Source organism: Candidatus Merdisoma sp. JLR.KK011, assembly GCF_036941125.1.
Lineage (GTDB): Bacteria > Bacillota > Clostridia > Lachnospirales > Lachnospiraceae > Laedolimicola.
Window position 1 is genome coordinate 129155 of record NZ_JAYWSZ010000004.1, and the last position, 18284, is coordinate 147438.

15 protein-coding genes are annotated in these 18284 nt (G+C 50.3%); all 15 read right to left on the reverse strand.

Annotated elements, in window-relative coordinates; translation table 11 throughout:
• Positions 1-20: 20 nt before the first annotated feature.
• The 15 genes from VV089_RS14180 to VV089_RS14250 all read right to left on the reverse strand — a co-directional run bounded on the left by VV089_RS14180 (position 21) and on the right by VV089_RS14250 (position 18225).
• Positions 21-1310, reverse strand: coding sequence for a homoserine dehydrogenase (locus VV089_RS14180; protein WP_334336366.1), 1290 nt, complete (start codon positions 1308-1310; stop codon positions 21-23).
• A gap of 177 nt (positions 1311-1487) precedes the next feature.
• Positions 1488-2009 carry a M48 family metallopeptidase gene (locus VV089_RS14185; protein WP_334336367.1) on the reverse strand — a complete coding sequence of 174 codons (522 nt, stop codon included), beginning with the start codon at positions 2007-2009 and terminating at the stop codon, positions 1488-1490.
• 6 nt (positions 2010-2015) lie between these two features.
• A complete protein-coding gene (locus tag VV089_RS14190) occupies positions 2016-2786 on the reverse strand; it encodes a TIGR03915 family putative DNA repair protein (protein ID WP_334336368.1) in 771 nt (256 codons plus the stop codon).
• Positions 2787-2802: 16 nt separating this feature from the next.
• Complete coding sequence (locus tag VV089_RS14195; RefSeq protein ID WP_334336369.1) at positions 2803-4119, reverse strand: putative DNA modification/repair radical SAM protein; 1317 nt, start codon at positions 4117-4119, stop codon at positions 2803-2805.
• 47 nt (positions 4120-4166) lie between these two features.
• Positions 4167-4997, reverse strand: a complete 831-nt coding sequence (locus VV089_RS14200; protein WP_334336370.1) for a DUF6179 domain-containing protein — start codon at positions 4995-4997, stop codon at positions 4167-4169.
• Positions 4998-5068: 71 nt separating this feature from the next.
• Positions 5069-5581 carry a DUF6323 family protein gene (locus VV089_RS14205; RefSeq protein ID WP_334336371.1) on the reverse strand — a complete coding sequence of 171 codons (513 nt, stop codon included), beginning with the start codon at positions 5579-5581 and terminating at the stop codon, positions 5069-5071.
• Between the two features lie 384 nt (positions 5582-5965).
• Positions 5966-7234, reverse strand: coding sequence for a uracil-xanthine permease family protein (locus VV089_RS14210; RefSeq protein WP_172540645.1), 1269 nt, complete (start codon positions 7232-7234; stop codon positions 5966-5968).
• 108 nt (positions 7235-7342) lie between these two features.
• Positions 7343-8167 (reverse strand): Mrp/NBP35 family ATP-binding protein, encoded by an 825-nt coding sequence (locus tag VV089_RS14215; protein WP_172540644.1) that lies wholly within the window; start codon positions 8165-8167, stop codon positions 7343-7345.
• Positions 8168-8339: 172 nt separating this feature from the next.
• Positions 8340-9719 carry an MATE family efflux transporter gene (locus VV089_RS14220; RefSeq protein ID WP_172541680.1) on the reverse strand — a complete coding sequence of 460 codons (1380 nt, stop codon included), beginning with the start codon at positions 9717-9719 and terminating at the stop codon, positions 8340-8342.
• Positions 9720-9967: 248 nt separating this feature from the next.
• Complete coding sequence (locus tag VV089_RS14225; RefSeq protein WP_172543607.1) at positions 9968-11410, reverse strand: TrkH family potassium uptake protein; 1443 nt, start codon at positions 11408-11410, stop codon at positions 9968-9970.
• Complete coding sequence (gene trkA, locus VV089_RS14230) at positions 11407-12768, reverse strand: Trk system potassium transporter TrkA (protein ID WP_172543606.1); 1362 nt, start codon at positions 12766-12768, stop codon at positions 11407-11409. Before trkA ends, VV089_RS14225 begins: the two co-directional genes overlap by 4 nt.
• 124 nt (positions 12769-12892) lie before the next feature.
• Positions 12893-13348 (reverse strand): DUF1653 domain-containing protein, encoded by a 456-nt coding sequence (locus VV089_RS14235; RefSeq protein ID WP_334336372.1) that lies wholly within the window; start codon positions 13346-13348, stop codon positions 12893-12895.
• A 124-nt stretch (positions 13349-13472) separates the two neighbouring features.
• The gene (locus tag VV089_RS14240) at positions 13473-15158 is read right to left on the reverse strand and encodes an AAA family ATPase (protein WP_334336373.1); all 1686 of its coding nucleotides are present in this window, start codon (positions 15156-15158) and stop codon (positions 13473-13475) included.
• 68 nt (positions 15159-15226) lie between these two features.
• The gene (locus VV089_RS14245; protein ID WP_334336374.1) at positions 15227-16915 is read right to left on the reverse strand and encodes an AAA family ATPase; all 1689 of its coding nucleotides are present in this window, start codon (positions 16913-16915) and stop codon (positions 15227-15229) included.
• A 161-nt stretch (positions 16916-17076) separates the two neighbouring features.
• Positions 17077-18225: an AI-2E family transporter gene (locus VV089_RS14250; RefSeq protein ID WP_334336375.1), complete on the reverse strand. Its 1149-nt coding sequence runs from the start codon at positions 18223-18225 to the stop codon at positions 17077-17079.
• Between the last annotated feature and the right edge of the window lie 59 nt (positions 18226-18284).

Sequence of the window (18284 nt, forward strand, 5' to 3'; positions counted from 1 at the left end):
AGGGGCCGGTGCGCTTTCTCTTATGCATATACACGCAAAATCGTGGAAATTTCTTTGATCATAGACATCTCTCCAAGCACCAGAAGCGAATCCTTGAAATGGCGCTCCAGCACTTGCTCCGTAATAACCGCAAGCTCCGCAAACTCCCCATGCTTATTCTTCTGAATCACCTGGGCGATGCTTACATTGTTATTGCCGAATACAGAGGCAATCCCGGCCAGAACGCCGGGACGGTCTTCTACCTGCAGACGCAGAAAATACCGATGGCTGGCCTCATCCGCAGGCTTTACCCGTAAGTTCTTATAGCAGGTACACCCAATCTTTCCGGTACTGCCTGCCCGGATATTCCGGACAACCTCAAAAATATCTCCGGCTGCCGCACTGCCCGTAGGGAATCTGCCGGCGCCGCGCCCCAGAAACATGGCGTCGTCCACTGCATCCCCGTGAATAAAAACAGCATTAAAGGCATCCTGGACAGAAGCCAGAGGATGCTCTCTGGGAATCAGCATCGGATACACTCCGGCCTCTATGCCGTCTCCGGCATTCTTTGCCACGCCCAGAAGCTTAATCACCATATTCAGTTCATCTGCATAGGCAATATCCGCAGCGGTAATCTTTGTGATGCCTTCCGTGAATACATCCCCAAAGGTAACGCGGGAATTAAAGGCAATGGAAGCCATAATCGCCACCTTGCGCCCCGCGTCGTACCCTTCCACATCTGCCGTGGGGTCTGCCTCCGCATATCCAAGCTTTGACGCAAGAGCCAGCGCCTCGGAAAACTCCATCCGATCCTCGGTCATCCGGGTGAGAATGTAGTTGGTAGTTCCGTTTACAATCCCCATAACCTCTGTGATATGGTTGGCGGCCAGACACTGCTTCAAAGGCCGGATAATGGGAATTCCCCCGGCTACCGCCGCCTCAAACATCAAATCACAGCCATGTTCCTGGGCCGTATCCAGAAGCTCCCTCCCGTAATCCGCCAGCAGATCCTTATTGGCCGTCACCACATGCCTTCCCGAGCGCAAGGCCTCCAGAATGTAAGTCTTTGCCGGTTCTATGCCGCCCATCAGTTCAATAACAATCTGAATCTCCCGATCCGCAAGAATCTCCTTCCAGTCCTCCGTAAACAAAGAGGAATCCATGCCCGGCCGCTCCTTGCCTTTATTCCGGACAAGCACTTTCGTAATCTCCACATAAGCGCCCAGCTTTCGGGGCATCTCCTCTCTCTGGCGGCTTAGGATCTCAAAAACCCCTCCGCCCACTGTTCCCGCACCTAAAAGTGCGGCCTTTATTACCGGAATCTCTCCCATTCTCTTTCTCCTGTCTCTGCGTCGAGCCTTCCCTTTCTTCATGGAATTGTAACCACAATTATAAGTTTACTATGATTTCGAGGACATGTCAAAAGAACTTTTCTTAAAATTTTCCATACATTTTCCATAATATGAAAAACTTTTGTAACAGTTTAGAAAGAATTGCCAGACAACACGCTAGGTATTCTCCTTAAGCCATCGTATAGAGTCCCTGTAATCCGGAAGGATCTCCTCCACAATCCGATAAAACGCTTTGGAATGATTCATCTCCCTTCGGTGCGCCAGCTCATGGACGACCACATAATCCTGCACCTCCTCGGGGCAGAGCATCAGCTTCCAGTTATAATTCAAATTGCCTTTTGCGCTGCAGCTTCCCCACCTGGTTTTCTGTCCCCGGATGGAGATCCGCCCGTAAGTAACACCCATCCTCCGGGCATAATAGGCAGTCTTCTCCCCAAGCACCTGCCGCGCCTGCTCCCGGCAGGCATATTCCTCCTCCTGGCTCAGCACCGGCAGCGCGCTTCCTCTCTCTTTTTGCTCCGAAAGCTTCTTCTGCAGCCACGGCTCATGCTGCCGCACAAATGCTTCAATCCGGTCTGCCGGATACCGAAGAGGGGCGCGCACTACAACCCTTCCCTCCCGTGTCACCTGCAATGCCAGCGTCCGGCGCCTGCTGCGTATTATCTCATAAGAAATCATATGGCTTCATCCTTCCTCTCGAAACTCCGTCATGCAGCCTCGGAAGCGCAGGGGCAGAAGTCCCTGCTGGCACCTGGGATTCCTGCGCTCCTCTATGGCAATGCTTTTACAGAAGCTCTTCCACAGCTCTCTGAATTCCTGCTCCCTCTCTGTGGGATGTCCCAAATAGTCCGTATTCAGCTCCCTGGCATCTGCGAGAACCCACAAAGATCCCTTGGGGTGTACTGCCATAACGCCTCTGCGCTTATCGTGGATCACCCAGTTTTCCTGCCGGAAGCGATCTGCAAAATGAGGCGCCATCAGCGGCAGAACCGCATAGGCCGGCTCAATGGCGCTGTAAAGCACGCCGTTTTCCAGCTCCTCAAAGCGCACGAAACCCATATACCGATGGGCCTCATGCCAGGCTTTGATCCGAAGGCTCATAACAAGAGACACATCGGGATTCTGAAGGCAGTTCATTACCCGGCGGCCGTCCTTCATATGAAGCCCCAGAACCACAACCCGATAGATAGCGTCCGCCCGTCTGCTGTCCGTACAGGCCGCAGCATAGCAGACTGCTTCAAAGGCCTCCTCCCCAAGCCGCTCCCGAATGGTACGCAGCACCTTCTCCGCCTTGACCGCATCCGTCTTAACCTGGCGGTAGTTGCAGAAGAGCTCCAGCGTATCCTGTTCATCCGTTTTCAGTTTTACGTTTCCGTGTCCCAGACGGCTGTCCCAGGCGTCATAAATCCCGGTAAGAATCCCGTCCAGGCTGTCCTCACACCAAAAGATAGTCATAGGCTTTTACTTCCAATCACATAACTGCCTGTCCGCTATTCTGATCATCAAAAAGCGACAGCTGGCGATACGTAATCTGCTCCCCCGTCCCAAAGGGCAGACGCTCCTTTACATCCAGAAGATTCCGCGTAATATAGTCTTCCTCAATCCGGATGGGATACATGGTACGCCCCCGGCAGGTGATAAAGTAGAGGGCCCGCTTCAACACGACCCCCATCCGCTTCAAATCGGGAAAATCCACAGTCCCCAGCCGCCTGGCCTTCACAATCCTCTGGGCGGAACGCACCCCGATCCCCGGAACTCTCAGCAAGGTCATATAATCTGCCCGGTTCACTTCCACCGGAAACTGTTCCAGATGGCGCAAAGCCCAGTCGCACTTCGGATCCAGAAGCACATTAAAATTCGGCTTCTCCTCGGAAAGCAGCTCCGAAGCCCGGAAGCCATAATAGCGCAAAAGCCAGTCCGCCTGATACAGACGGTGCTCCCGTAAGAGCGGCGGCCCTCCGGGAAGGGCCGGAAGCAGACTGTCCTCATTGACACGCACAAAGGCGGAGTAAAATACCCTCTTAAGCGCAAACTTCTGATAGAGGGATTCCGCCACAGACACAATCTGGTAATCATTCTCCGGCGTGGCACCTATAATCATCTGGGTAGACTGCCCCGCCGGGACAAAACGGGGGGCGCTGCGGTAAAGAGCAAGCTCGTTCTTGTTCTCCTCCATGCGGTTCTGAACCTGCCGCATGGGCGTGAGAATGCGCGCTCTGGACTTGCTGGGAGCCAGCTTTTTAAGGCCCTCAGCTGTAGGAAGCTCTAAGTTTACGCTCATGCGATCCGCAAGATATCCCACAGCCTCAATCAGACGGGGATCCGCGCCCGGTATGGCCTTCACATGGATGTATCCCCCGAAGCCGTATTCATGACGCAGCTTATAAAGGGTCTGATAGAGAAGCTCCATGGTATAGCTGGGACTTTTCAAAATGCCCGAACTAAGAAACAGCCCTTCTATATAATTCCGCCGGTAAAATCCCATGGTCAGATCGCAGACCTCCTGGGGGGTGAATGCCGCCCTGGGAACGTCATTGGAAGAGCGGTTCAAGCAGTAGCGGCAGTTGTAGATACATTCATTTGTAAAAAGAATCTTCAATAAAGAAATGCAGCGGCCGTCCGCTGAAAAGCTGTGGCAGATTCCGCCCACCGCACAATTCCCCACGCCTTTTCCCTGGTTCCCCCGTTCCGTTCCGCTGGAAGTGCAGGCTACGTCATACTTGGCTGCATCAGACAAAATATTCAATTTTTCCATCAGCGACAGCTTCTCCGGCACACGGATCTGCATCCTTCGTCCCCTCCTTCAAAACAAACATTTGTTCTCGAACGTTTGTTTTATTCTAGCACAGAAGAGGAAAAGTTACAAGTACTATTTTTCAATCGGACGGCAATATTATTTACCCCATTTTCCAGATATGCCAAAAGCGCCCCGGAATTTTTGCAATAAGCCTCTGTGAATTTTTCCAAGGCTTGCAGAAGATGGCTTTTCACCTCTGCAAGCTCCATTTCTCCCAGGCGGCTTTTCACAAAAAGACAGTCTTTTTCCGAAAGCATTTCCTCCCCCAAGGGCTTCCCGGCCAAAATATGCATTGCCATGACCAAAAGCACCTCTTCACAGACATTATCGGCAAAGTCTTCCTCCTCCCCGAAGCGGAAACGCAGCAGCCCTCTTACCATCCCCTGGGGAAATGCTTTTAAAAATTCCTGCTCTCTGTCAACGCACACAAGGAATTCATAGATTCTGTCAATTCCCGTGTAAGGGGACAAGTCCCTTAGCACCGGGTAATCCAGCGTTAAAATCGTATTCTGGGGCTCGAATTCCATATTGTACCACCGAAAAAACTTAGGCATCCCCTTAAGAACCGCATCTGCCAGATAAGGACTTCCGTAGTCGGAAAATTCCGGCAGGAGCTTATGGTAAAGCTCCAGAGCCCTTTTTACCTTTCTCTCCACGGCTGCCTTTCCCGCCTCATACATCTGCCTGGCAGAGGTTCCCTGGGCCGCAGCTGCCTGGGAAGACTCAAGCTCCGCCTCCTGCATACAGTACAGCACTGCCTCCATCAGCTGCTCGGCCTTCTCATAAGAAACCGACGTGCTGTCCGTCCCCGTGTATCTCTCTGCCAGCCGCCCAACAATGGGCAGCAGCTCTTCCAGCTCATAATTCATAAAAACCCCTCCCTTTCCTTTTTTTGCGCCTGTTACCGGCCGCTCCATGCTCTGTAACCTGCACCCTCCGCCTAAAACAAATCGTACAGAGCCTCCAGATACAAGTCCCGATCCCACCGTTTGACCTCGTCAAGCTCCGTGTACTCCCCGTACCCTTCCGAGGCCTGATACCCCCGGTAGCCTGCCCGGACAGCCTCTGCAAAAATCTGCAGGCAGGTTCCTTCCAGATAGCCCAGATCTCCAAAACACACTCCTTCAAACTGCTCCTTCATAAAATGCAGCAATTCTTCATCGGAAATCTCATCCTGCATTTCATTTTTGTAGAGATAGAAAATCTCCTGCAGCCTAAGCAGCGTATCCACATAATTATTCTGGTCAATAAAATCAGAATCGCAGAACTGTTCAATCACCTTCGGCAGGATTCCCGGGCCGAATTCCACCCGGCGCTCCCTCTTCAGCACATGAGACCGCTCCGCCGCCAAAAGCTCTGCGTCCTGCTGTGTCAGCACAAGCCCGTACCTGGCAGTCATCTCATTTGTTTCCAGTACCTTTGCAAGCTGGTTTTTCTGTTGTAACAAAATCATCCAATCCTTCTCCAAACAATCGCCCCCTTGTTCTTTTTAAAGAATTCTCTCCCACTTCAGAAAAGCCGCATTTTTCTGAGGCTTTTCTGAAATTTTTCGATGCGAAGCCGCTTCTTTTTGCGCTTTCTGCGCATCAGTTATCATAAGGGGAACCAAGCTTTGCTTGGTGGATTCCTTATGATCCAGCGAAGCTCGTTACTGATCACACAGTGAGCAGTAATAAAAAAGATTATAACATTCCCCTGACTGCCTTACCAGTCTTGATTTTTTTGAATTTTGTGCTATTATAAAAATGGAAAAGGGGAGACGGATTTTTCATCCGCTCCCTTTTTTATGTAATCTCTACATTTTTATCTTACGTGTCTCCTGCCTGCGGCAGATTCTTTATTCCTGGATTACATCATCCGTCCCTGCCGGAAGAATGGCTGCCAGAACCATCCCCACTACAGCCGCCAGGGCCAGTCCGGAAATAGTCACCGTCCCCGTTACCGGAATGCTGTCACAGCCGATTCCCAGGACAAAAATCAGCGCCGCAATCATCAGATTCCGGCTGTTGCCGAAATTCAGACGGGAATTAATCAGAATCCGCACGCCCACGGAAGAAATCATTCCGTAAAGCACAATACTGATGCCGCCGGTCACAGGCCCCGGTATACTGGTGATAATTCCGCCGATTTTTCCAAACAGTCCCAGCACAATGGCAAACACCGCCGCAATCCGAATCACCGCCGGATCGTAATTCTTTGTCACTGCCAGAACCCCTGTATTCTCGCCGTAAGTCGTATTGGCCGGGCCTCCCAGAAGTCCCGCCGCTGCCGTTGCTATGCCGTCGCCCAGGATCGTCCGGTGAATACCCGGGTCAATCATAAAGTTCTTTCCCACCACCGCACTGTTGGTAGTAATATCCCCCACATGCTCAATCAGGGTAACAAGGGCGATTGGCGCAATGGCCAGTATGGCATCCGCCTTAAAGACCGGCATACAGAGCACCTGATCCATAATATTCCGATCCAGAAAAGAAAGGGCATGGGCCTCCCTCATAGGCGTCATATCAATAAAGCCCATGGGAATGCATACAAGATACCCCACAATAATCGCAAAAAGAATGGGCATCAGGTTATAAATTCCCTTTGCAAATACGGAAATGCAGATCACCGTAGCAAGAACTGCAAGGGTCACCAGAACCGCCTTCATACTGAACTCCCCATTCCAGTAAAAAGCCGAATTAATGGCCGACCCGGAAAGTCTGAGGCCAATCACGATGATAATAGGCCCTGTCACAATCGGCGGCAGCAGCTTATTCACCTTCTCATACCCAGCCAGCTTAATCAGCGCCGCAAAGACTGCGTATACCAGGCCCGCCACAATCAAAGCCCCTTTCACAGAAGCCAGTTTTTCCAGGTAATCCCCGTCTCCCATCCTGGAATCTCCCAGAATCGTGCAGATTCCTCCGATAAATGCAAAACTAGAGCCTAAAAAAACAGGTACTTTTCTCTTTGTAATCCAATGGAATAAAAGAGTTCCAAGCCCTGCGCAAAATAGTGTGATCGAAGTATTCAGCCCTGTCAATGCCGGCACAAGCACCGTTGCCCCAAACATCGCCAAAACATGCTGAATTCCCAATATCAACTTCTGAGCTGCCGTTTTCTCCATAACACAATCCTCCATCCTGCGTTTCTTTCTTACTATACAATACTCCTTTTTACTTTTCAACAAAAATCGGGAGAAAATTCTCCCGATTTTTACCAGAAAATGTATTTTTTATTCAAAATCAATATCCAGGTAGGGATTCTTCACCGTATGGAATTCCCCTCTGTCCGAAGCCTCCGCCAAGGATGGATCCACAGGCATTTTCCCCAGAACCTTAAGTCCCAGCCTGGCCGCTTCCTCATCAATGTGACTCTTGCCAAAGAGCTGAATCTCCTTCCCACAGTCCGGACATTTAAAATAGGAATAATTTTCGATAATTCCCTTTACCGGAATATGCATCTGCTCTGCCATGCCCAGAGCCTTCTTGACAATGAGCTGCACCAGATCCTGGGGCGAGGTTACCATCACAATCTCATTCACCGGAAGGGACTGGAACACCGTCAAGGGCACGTCGCCTGTTCCCGGCGGCATATCCACCAGAAGATAATCCAGATCCCCCCAGATTACGTCCGTCCAGAACTGCTTTACCACATTTGCAATAATGGGGCCGCGCCAGATCACCGGAGCCGCCTCGTCTGGAAGCAGCAGATTGATGGACATAAGGGCAATTCCGTTCTCCGTGTAGCAGGGGGTGATTCCCTCCTCTTCCGTCACCTCCGCAGGGCCGTGGACTCCATACATCTTAGGGATGGACGGGCCGGTAATATCCGCATCCAGAATCCCTGTCTTGTAGCCCTTTGAGGCAAGAAGATTGGCCAGGGAAGCCGTCACCATAGACTTTCCCACGCCGCCCTTGCCGCTGACCACGCCGATCACACGGCGGATGCAGCTGTACTCGTTTGCTTCCGCCTGGAAGCTCTGGGGCTGCTGCCTGCTGGGGCAGCCCTCGCAGCTTGACTTGTCGCAGCTGCTGTTATTGCATTCTCTCTCTGACATAAATACTATACCTCCTATTCTAAGTCGCTGTGCGACAGCACTAAAGGGTAAAGCTGCTTCGACACACCGGTAATGAGAGAAACTTTTATTCGATATTCCTTAAAAAAGCTCTCATAAAAGTTCCTCTCGCGCGCCTTTGCAGCTTTACCGTCTTATTCCAGTTCCATAAGTATCAAGTTTCAATTTCCCTGGTCACATTCCGAATCCACAGCTTCTTCCGATACCGCCAGGTTGTGATGGGAATCTTCACTATCTCATCCGACAAAAGCACTACAAACACGGCCTTGACGCCCCAGTGGAGCCAGAACGCCGTAATGGCGCCCAGTAAAATGGAAAAGCACCACATGCCGATTACGTCCACAAAGAAGCCAATCCGTGTGTCCCCTCCGGCCCGGAATACGCCTACCACCAGGGTCGTATTGTAGGACTGGAAAATGGCGTAATAGCAGACCACAAACAGCATAAAATTCAAATAATCCTTGGCCTCCCCAGATATCGTCATGCTTCCCGAGATAAAGCCCCGGCATAAAAACAACCCGGAAGCCGCTGCCAGTGTAATCCCCACGCTGAGCCAGACAAACTTCCTTGCATAGATTTCCGCAAGACGAAGCTTCTGCTCTCCGATAACCTTTCCTATCATAACGGAGGTAGCCGCCGCCAGTCCGAAGCCAATCACCATAATAAGCTGCCGGGACACCTGGGCCACGGAGTTTGCCGCCACAGCCGCACTTCCCAGATGGCCGATAATCGCCGCATTGGCGGACATGCCAAGGCCCCACATGAGCTCATTTGCCACAACCGGAGAGGAAAACACCACAAAATCCCGAAGAAGCATCCGGTCAAACCGTACAAAATCCCGAAGGTGAAGGGAAATGGGATTCCCCTTCCAGTTTATGTACAGTACCACGATCACAAGCTCCACCAGCCTGGCAAATAAGGTAGCATAAGCCGCACCCCGGACTCCCATGGCCGGTATCCCGAACATGCCGAAGATTAGAATGGCATTTCCGATAATATTGATAATCAGAGAGGCAAAGTATGTCCAGGTTGCCACCACCACCCGCTCCACGCTGCGCATCAGATTCAGATAAATCATCGTGAAGGCCACCGGAAGGTAAGACCAGGATACAATCCGCAGATAAGAAATCCCCTCCTGTATCACCGGCTCCTCCGAGGAAAAAGCATACATAAGCTGACGGGGAATTATCTGGGCCGCCGCCAAAAACACCAGGCCGATTCCCAGAGAAATGCACATGGAAATCCCAAACACCTTCTCAATGGTGCGCACGTCCTGTTTGCCCCAGTACTGGGCGGTCAGAACAGAAGCTCCGGAGGTAAGCCCGAAGAAAATCAGATTCATAATAAACTGAACCTGTCCGGCCAGAGAAGCGCCGGACAAAGCAGTCTCCCCCACCTTCCCAAGCATCACTACGTCGGCGGTGGTTACGCCTACATTGATCAGATTCTGCAGTGCCATGGGAATTACAAGGGCAATGGCCATCCGGTAAAAGGCTCTGTTTTCTTCTGCCGTTAATCTATTATGTTCATTCATAACCTTTTTATTCTCCTATTAGAAGTCGCTGCGCGACAGCACTAAAGGGTAAAGCTGCTTCGACACACTGGTATTGAGAGAAACTTTTATTCGAAAGGGCACTCATAAAAGTTCCTCTCGTGCGCCTTTGCAGCTTTACCGTCCAGCAGAAAATCTTTTTAATAAATACTTGGCATTTCTTAGCTGGACTATTTAAAGTCGCTGCGCGACAGCACTAAAGGGTAAAGCTGCTTCGACACACCGTAATGTTAAAACTTCTTCCGCCACACTTGGGGCGCAAACAGCATCAGCATGGGCAGGATCTCCAGGCGGCCCACCAGCATGTCCATGCTCAGAACCAGCTTGGAAAAGTAGGAAAAATGGAAAAAATTCTCAATGGGCCCTACCTTCGCAAGACCCGGCCCCACATTGTTGAGGGTGGTCAGCACCGCCGTAAAATTCGTTGTAAAATCCTGGTTGTCCACAGACACCAGAAGGACAGAGCCGCACAGAATCACCAGATAGCAGATCAGGTACACATAAACCCCGTGAATGCTTTCCCCCGGCACCCGCTTTCCGTCCATCTTTACCACATTTACGGACTTGGGGTGGAGAATCTGGCGGACCTCCTTGCCGATAGTCTTGGAGAGAATCAGAATACGGGATACCTTCATGCCGCCTCCCGTAGATCCAGCGCAGGCGCCAATAATCATCAGCAGCAGTATTACTGTCTTGGAAAGCTCCGGCCACAGCTCATAGTTTGCCGTTACAAAGCCGGTAGTGGTGATGATCGAGGCCACCTGAAACGCCGCATAACGAAGAGCGCGCAGAGGCGTCTCATACAAATGCAGGATATTGAGGGTAATCAGCGCAATGGCTCCGGCCACGATGCCCAGATAGGCCCGCAGCTCCTCGCTCTTCATAACTGCCCGTACATTCTTCAAAAGCAATAGATAGTACAGGTTAAAATTGATGCCGAACAGCAGCATAAAAACCGTGATCACACCGTCAATGTAGGCGCTGTCAAAAGCCGCCACACTGGCATTCATGCTGGAAAATCCTCCTGTTCCCGCCGTACTGAAGGTATGAATCACTGCGTTGTACAGATCCATGCCCCCGGCCAGAAGCAGAAGAACCTCCACGCCTGAGAGGAAAAGGTACATACAATAGAGAATTTTTGCCGTCCCCCTGCTCTTAGGCACCAGCTTATCGCAGGTAGGTCCCGGCATCTCCGCACGCATCAAAAACATGGCTCCCTTATTTCCCAGAGGAATCACCGCCATAACAAAGACCAGCACGCCCATGCCGCCGATCCAGTGAGTGAGGCAGCGCCAGAAGTTGATCCCCTTGGGCAGAACCTCAATATCCTGCAAAATGGTAGATCCTGTAGTGGTAAATCCGGAAACCGTCTCAAAAAAAGCATCCACAAAATGAGGAATAGACCCGGACAGCACAAAGGGAAGCGCTCCGAAAGCCGACCATAAAATCCAGGCCAAAGCTACAATCACAAAGCCTTCCTTTGCATAAAACACCATATTTTTCGGTCTTTTCCCTAGCAAAAGAGAGAGCGCTATCAAAAGAGCCGACGTAAGTACAAAAGTCAGACCGCTGTGCTCCTGGTAAACCAAAGACACAAGAGCCGGAACCAGCAGCACCAGTCCCTCAATCCGCAGCATTCTTCCCAGAATAAATCGAATGATACTGTAATTCATCGCTTCAGAATCTCCTCCAGATCCTCCAGGCCCTGGCTCATGGTTACAACGACCACGCTGTCCCCCACCTCCAGGGTATCATTGCCGCCCGGAATAATAATCTGCCTCTTCCGCACAATACAGGCCACCAGATGATTTTCCTTCAAGGTCAGATCCTTTAGGGGAATTCCCGTATATCTGGCCGCCTCCCGAATCTGGAATTCCAGGGCCTCCACTTTACCGTTGATAAGCTGATATACCGTCTCAATGTTGGCGCTGCCCATGGAATTTTTCATAGCCCGGACATAACTCATAATCAGATTGGCCGTTACGTTTTTGGCCGAAACCACGCTTTCCATTCCAAGCTCATCCACCAGATGCTGCAGCGCTTCGTCATTTACCTTGGTAATAATCTTGGAGACCTTCTTTGTCTTGGCGTACATGGACATAATGATGTTCTCCTCATCCATGCCGGTGAGGGCTACAAAGCCGTCCACATGCTCAATGCCTTCTTCTTCCAGGAGCTCGTGATCCGCCGCATTGCCGCAGATGATAGTGGCCTTTGGAAGCAGCTCGCACAAAGAAGCGCACCGCTCTGCGTCACGCTCAATGATTTTGACATTCATGCCCAGCGACAAAAGTTTTAAGGACAGGTAGTAAGCCGTCTTTCCGCCTCCGCAGATCATAACGTTTTTCACCCGGCTGCGAAGGGCTCCCACGAATTTGAAAAACCTCTCAATCTCCTTGTGGGAGGCTGCAATGTTGATCTTGTCCCCCCGGTTCGGCACAAAGCTGCCGTCGGGGATAAAAACCTCATTGCCTCTCTGGACGGCGCAAATCAGCATTTTAATCTGGTATTTTTCATAGAATTCCCGAAACGACAGGCCGGCCATAGGATTGTTCTCACTGATGGATGCCTCCACCAGCTCCACTCGTCCCTTGGCAAAGGTCTCTACCTTGGCCGCCGAAGGGAAGATCAGTACACGGGAAATCTCTCCTGCAAGCACCAGCTCCGGATTAACGGCCATACTCAGCTTCAAATCGTCCTTGAATAAATGAATCTGCTGATAGTATACGGGATTGCGCACACGGGCAATGGTCTGTTTGGCTCCCAGACGCTTGGCCAGAAGGCAGCAGAGCATATTCAGTTCATCGGTGGAAGCGCAGGCAATCACCAGATCCGCGCTCTGGACATCCGCCTCCATCTGAATCTCCGCGCTGGCTCCGTCTCCCACCACGCAGGATACGTCCAGTTCATTGATAGAATCCTTTAAGCGGCCCTCCCGCACGTCAATCAGCGTTACGTCGTAACGCTCGGACGTAAGCTGGATGGCAAGCTTATGTCCTACCTTGCCATCTCCAATTATTACGATGTTCATTTGTTTTTATCCTCTATTCCAGTTCCGCAAAGCTCGGACACTGCACACTTATCCAGAAGAATTTCCGCCCGCTTAAACCATGTGTCCGTAAATCCTTCTGTGCAGTGTCCAAGCTTTGCTGTTATCACCGAAACCGATCGGTCTCAAAATGTTCCATGGTTTTCAGACAATTCAAAATCTGGCGGTATTTGTCCTGGGTGCTGCCTGCTGCCAGGCCGATATCCAGGGAAGCGGCGATGCTCTCAAAGAGGTTCTCGTCCTCATAGCCTGCCCAGGACTGAAAAAGCTCTAGTTTATCCCGGTAGGTCTCCAAATCCAGAAAACGTACCAGCATGGGATTCACCTCTGTGGGCTCCTCCACCTCCTCAAAGCGGTACTTCTGCTTTACCTCCGGATACTTCTTGTGATCTACCTCGCCTGCAAACATCTCATAGGGACGGACCCAGGTCTTTTCTTCCCCATACTGAGCCTGGTACACTACCATCTGTTCCCCTGTCTCTGAGTGGACAGCAATGGCTGTCACCTGGTACAGCCCGTCTTTAAAATGCCGGTAATAACCGCCAATCTTAATCTCTCTCACAAAATTCCTTCTTTCTCTGTGTTCGTCTGTTTCGCTTTTGTTTTTTCCTGCCCGCAGCAAGCATCTGACCCGATAACTGATAGTGTAGCACACTTATCCAAAAAAGAAAACCCCAGGAAAACGCTCACCCTATGAGAACCTTCTTCCCCTCAAAGGCAAAGCCGTATTTCCGGATATATTCAGGCCGGATGCCCTTTTCCTCCAGCATGGCGGCATACCGCTTTTCTTCAATCTGCGCCAAGGCGGACTTCACCGTATCCGCAAGGCTTTTTTCCTCCTCCGGATCATGCACCTTGAACTCCAGTATCATAGCCGCATCCCCTTCTTTTCGGGGCTCCAGTACCACATCATACCGGCCGTAGCCGCTCTCCCGGTTGGAAGTCAGGATATAACGGCTTTTAAGCTCCACCAGAAGCCCCAGAACAAAGCCGTGGTAGAACCGCTCCGGCTCCGTCGTCTCTGAGGGCTTTTTTCCCACATCGAAGGAACTAAAAGTAGACAGCGCAACCTTGTTCATATAAATGTTCATTGCTTTTTTATCGTCACGCAGAAGGGCTTTTATAAATTCATTGTAGGCTGTCCCAGCCTTTGCAAACCAATTCCGAATCATATTTTTAAACATAATGCGGACTTCCTTGTTTGTGAGAACCAGATCGTATTCCCCGCTGCCCCATTCCTCCAAAAAGGCAAACTTCTCCACACGCAGATAACCGCTGGCCAGAAGCAGGCTCCAGATGGCATTTTCCTGCTCATCCAGCTGATTAAAGACAATCTGCTCGTCAATCTCCGTATGAAGCGTTCCTCCGGCCAGAAGCTCCTCCATTGTCTGCTTGATACTTCCGTTTCCCTCACGAATCAGCTTTCCCACCAGGCTATTGCTGCTGGTATTAGCCCAATAAGCGGAGAACTTTTTTGTTTTCAAATAATTAATAATCGACCAGGGATTATAGATATCTTTATGTTCTCCAAAAGTGAACCCGTCATACCAGCTTTTTACCTCTTCCTTCTTCTCAGAAAGCCCATACTCATCCAGGGCCTCCCACACCTCCTGCCCGGTGAAGCCGAAGCTTTCCGCATAGACATCCGAAGTAGTTGTAACCACTGTAAGATTATTGAGATCCGAAAAAATAGATTCCTTGCTCACACGGGTAATCCCTGTCATAATCGCCCGTTCCAGATAAGGATTGCTTTTAAATGCCGCATTAAACAGGCTTCTGGTGAATGCCGCAAGCTCCTTCCAGTATCCGCCCACATATGACTCCTGTAAAGGCGTGTCATACTCGTCCAGTAAAATAAGCACACGCTTTCCGTGATGGCGGAATAGGTATTCCGACAGCTTCTGAAGCGCCATCGCTGCCTCTACATCGCCCATATCCTCCCGTACACTCTCAAAATACCGTCTGTCAGCAGGTGTAAGCATATCGCTGTCCATCAGATAATAATGTCTCGCATACAGCCCTGTCAAAATCTGATTGATTCTCCTGCGCACGTCCGGGTAATTGGTCTCCTTTATCTCTGCAAAGCTTAAGGCAATCACCGGATAAGTCCCCTGGAGCTTTCGGTACTTTTCTTCCTCCCAGACGGCAAACCCTTCAAACAGATCTCCCCGTCCCGCATATTTCAGGGAAAAGAACTGCTCCACCATACTCATTGCCAGCGTCTTTCCAAAACGCCTGGGGCGGGTGATCAGCGTCACCACATCCTGGTTTTCCCACCATTCCCGGATAAATTCTGTCTTATCTATATAAAAATTATGGTTTGTTATCAGCTGCTCAAAATTCTGATGCCCGATTCCTACCGTTCTCGCCACGCTGCCGCCTCCTTGCTTTCTCCCAATTTTCCTTTCTGTTCCTTGGCCGGCTGTTCCGGAGAACTCTCTCACCCTATGAGAACCTTCTTCCCCTCAAAGGCAAAGCCGTATTTCCGGATATATTCGGGCCGGATGCCCTTTTCCTCCAGCATGGCGGCATACCGCTTTTCTTCAATCTGCGCCAAGGCGGACTTCACCGTATCCGCAAGGCTTTTTTCCTCCTCCGGATCATGCACCTTGAACTCCAGTATCATAGCCGCATCCCCTTCTTTTCGGGGCTCCAGTACCACATCATACCGGCCGTAGCCGCTCTCCCGGTTGGAAGTCAGGATATAACGGCTTTTAAGCTCCACCAGAAGCCCCAGAACAAAGCCGTGATAGAACCGCTCCGGCTCTGCCGTCTCTGAGGGCTTCTTTCCCACATCAAAGGAACTAAAAGTAGACAGCGCAACCTTGTTCATATAAATGTTCATTGCTTTTTTATCGTCACACAGAAGCGCCTTGATGAACCCGTTGTACTCCGGCAGAGAATTCTTAAACCAGCTCTGCACCATTTTGGAAAACATGCTCTCAATCTCCATGTTCGTCAAATGCAGCCTATAGACCTTTTCCAAAAGCCGTCCCCTTCGTTCCAGTTCTTCCACTCTTAAATATCCCGTTGCAAGGAGCAGGCTCCAGATAGCGTTCTCATCCTCGTCAAGCTGTTCGAAGATAATCTGCTCATCCAATTCTACCTCTATGCTTTTCCCATTCAGCAGCATTTCCATCATCTCTTTTACATTTGACGAGCCTCTGCGAATCAGGGAATTGACAAGTCCGTTGCTGCTGCTGTCTGCCCAATATGCATTGTATTCACCGTTTTTATTGATAAAATTTGTGATAGACCAGGGATTATAGATATCCTTCAGCCTTCCGAAAGCAAAGCCGTCATACCAGCTCTTTACACCCTGTTTTTCCGCTCCAAGCCCCATCTCTTCAAGGGCTTTAAAAACCTCCTGCTCCGTAAAGCCGAAATAAGGCGCATATTTTTCAGAGGTGGTTGTTATAACCTCCAGATTATTTAAGTCTGAAAAGATGGATTCCTTGGAGATCCTGGTAATGCCTGTAATCAGTCCGCGCTGCATAGACGGATTTGTTTTAAACGCCGCATTAAAAAAGCTGCGGAAAAAGCCGGCTGCCTCATCCCAGCAGCCGGACAGCCAGGCCTCCTGCATGGGCGTATCGTATTCATCCAAAAGAATAATCACTTTCTTTCCATAATAACGCTCCAGACAGGAGGACAATACCTTTAACACATAAGATGCCGCGGCATCCGTCATTTCCACAGACACATTCCGCAAAAGCTCTGCTTCCCCCTCTTTTAAAAAATCCGTCTGCAGAACAAAATCCCAATCATCGCAAAGTTTTTTTAAAATCCGGCAGATCTTTTCCCGGATGCCGGAAAAGCTGCTTTCCTTAACGTCTGCAAAGCTTAAGGCAATCACCGGATAAGTCCCCTGGAGCTTTCGGTACTTTTCTTCCTCCCAGACGGCAAGCCCTTCAAACAGATCTCCCCGTCCCGCATATTTCAGGGAGAAGAACTGCTCCACCATACTCATTGCCAGTGTCTTTCCAAAACGTCTGGGGCGTGTGATCAGCGTCACCACATCCTGGTTTTCCCACCATTCCCGGATAAATTCTGTCTTATCTATATAAAAATTATGGTTTGTTATCAGCTGCTCAAAATTCTGATGCCCGATTCCTACCGTTCTCGCCACGCTGCCGCCTCCTTATTCCAGTCCCGTAATATTCCTCAAAGTACACAGGTATAAAATCAATTTCCAGCCGCAAAAACATACGTCTGTAAATCGATTTGTGCACTTTGAGGGATATTACTGTTTTAAAATCGCTGCACGATAGCACTAAAGGATAAAGCCGCTCACTTCTGCTGTCTCTTCTCCTCCAGCCTCCCATACATCCACTCCCGAAGCAGCGCATAAAGTACAGACACAATGGGAATAAAAATCAGCATTCCCAAAATCCCCATAAGATTGCCTCCTACTGTCACGGCTGCCAATACCCAGATAGCCGGAAGCCCCACGGAATTCCCTACCACACGGGGATAAATAAGGTTTCCTTCAATCTGCTGAAGTACCTGGAACAGCACAATAAAGCCCAGCGCCTGGGCCGGATTGACCATCAAAATCAGGAAGGCCCCCACCACGCAGCCGATAAAGGCTCCGAAAATAGGAATCAGCGCCGTAAACGCTACCAGCACTCCAACCAGCAGCGCATAGGGGAACCGCAGCAGGTTCATGGCCACAAAAAACATTGCTCCCAAAATCACCGCCTCCATGCACTGTCCGGTGATAAAGCTGGAAAAGGTGCGGTGGCTTAAAGAGCACACATGAAGAATGTAATCCACCTGTTTCCCGGGAAAGACCGCCGCCAGAAGCTTCCTGCACTGTTCCCCCAGCTTTTCCTTCTGGAGCAGCACATAGCAGGCAAATACAAAGCCGATGAAAAAATTCGTCACAGCGCTGATAATGGTCTTTGCCACGGTCATGGTGGAGGACAGCACACTGCCAGCTCCGCTGCGGAAGAAGCTCCAGGCCGTCTCTACGGCCTTCTCCCAATTCATTTCCAAGCTCTCAATCCAGGCAACAATCTGTTCATTATTCCGGAAAATATCCTCCAGCCATTCCTGTGCCCTTGGAATAAACGCCTCAACACTGGCCCCCAGTCCCACTACCGTAGAACCAAGCTCCGGAACCACGACAAAAATCACCAGGGAAATCACGCCCAGCACCAGCAGAATAGAAAGAATCATGCAAAGAGGACGGGCAAGCTTCTTTTTCAGCTTGCTCTTCGCAGTTTTTTCTTCAGGAAACAGCCAGCGTTCCAGAGCTGTCATAGGCACATTTAAGATAAAGGCAATGGCCCCTCCCAGCGCAAAGGGAAAGCCGATTCCCCACAGAAATTTTACTGCTCCGAAAACTGCGTCCAATCTCTGGACGCCCACCAGCAGCAATATAGTAAAAGCAATCAAAAGCATCAGCTTCTTCATAGTTTCTCGATTCAGATTCATTTTTAAACCTCTATTTTAGTTCCGTAATATCTCAAGTTCCGTCGGCCAGGGTAAAGCTA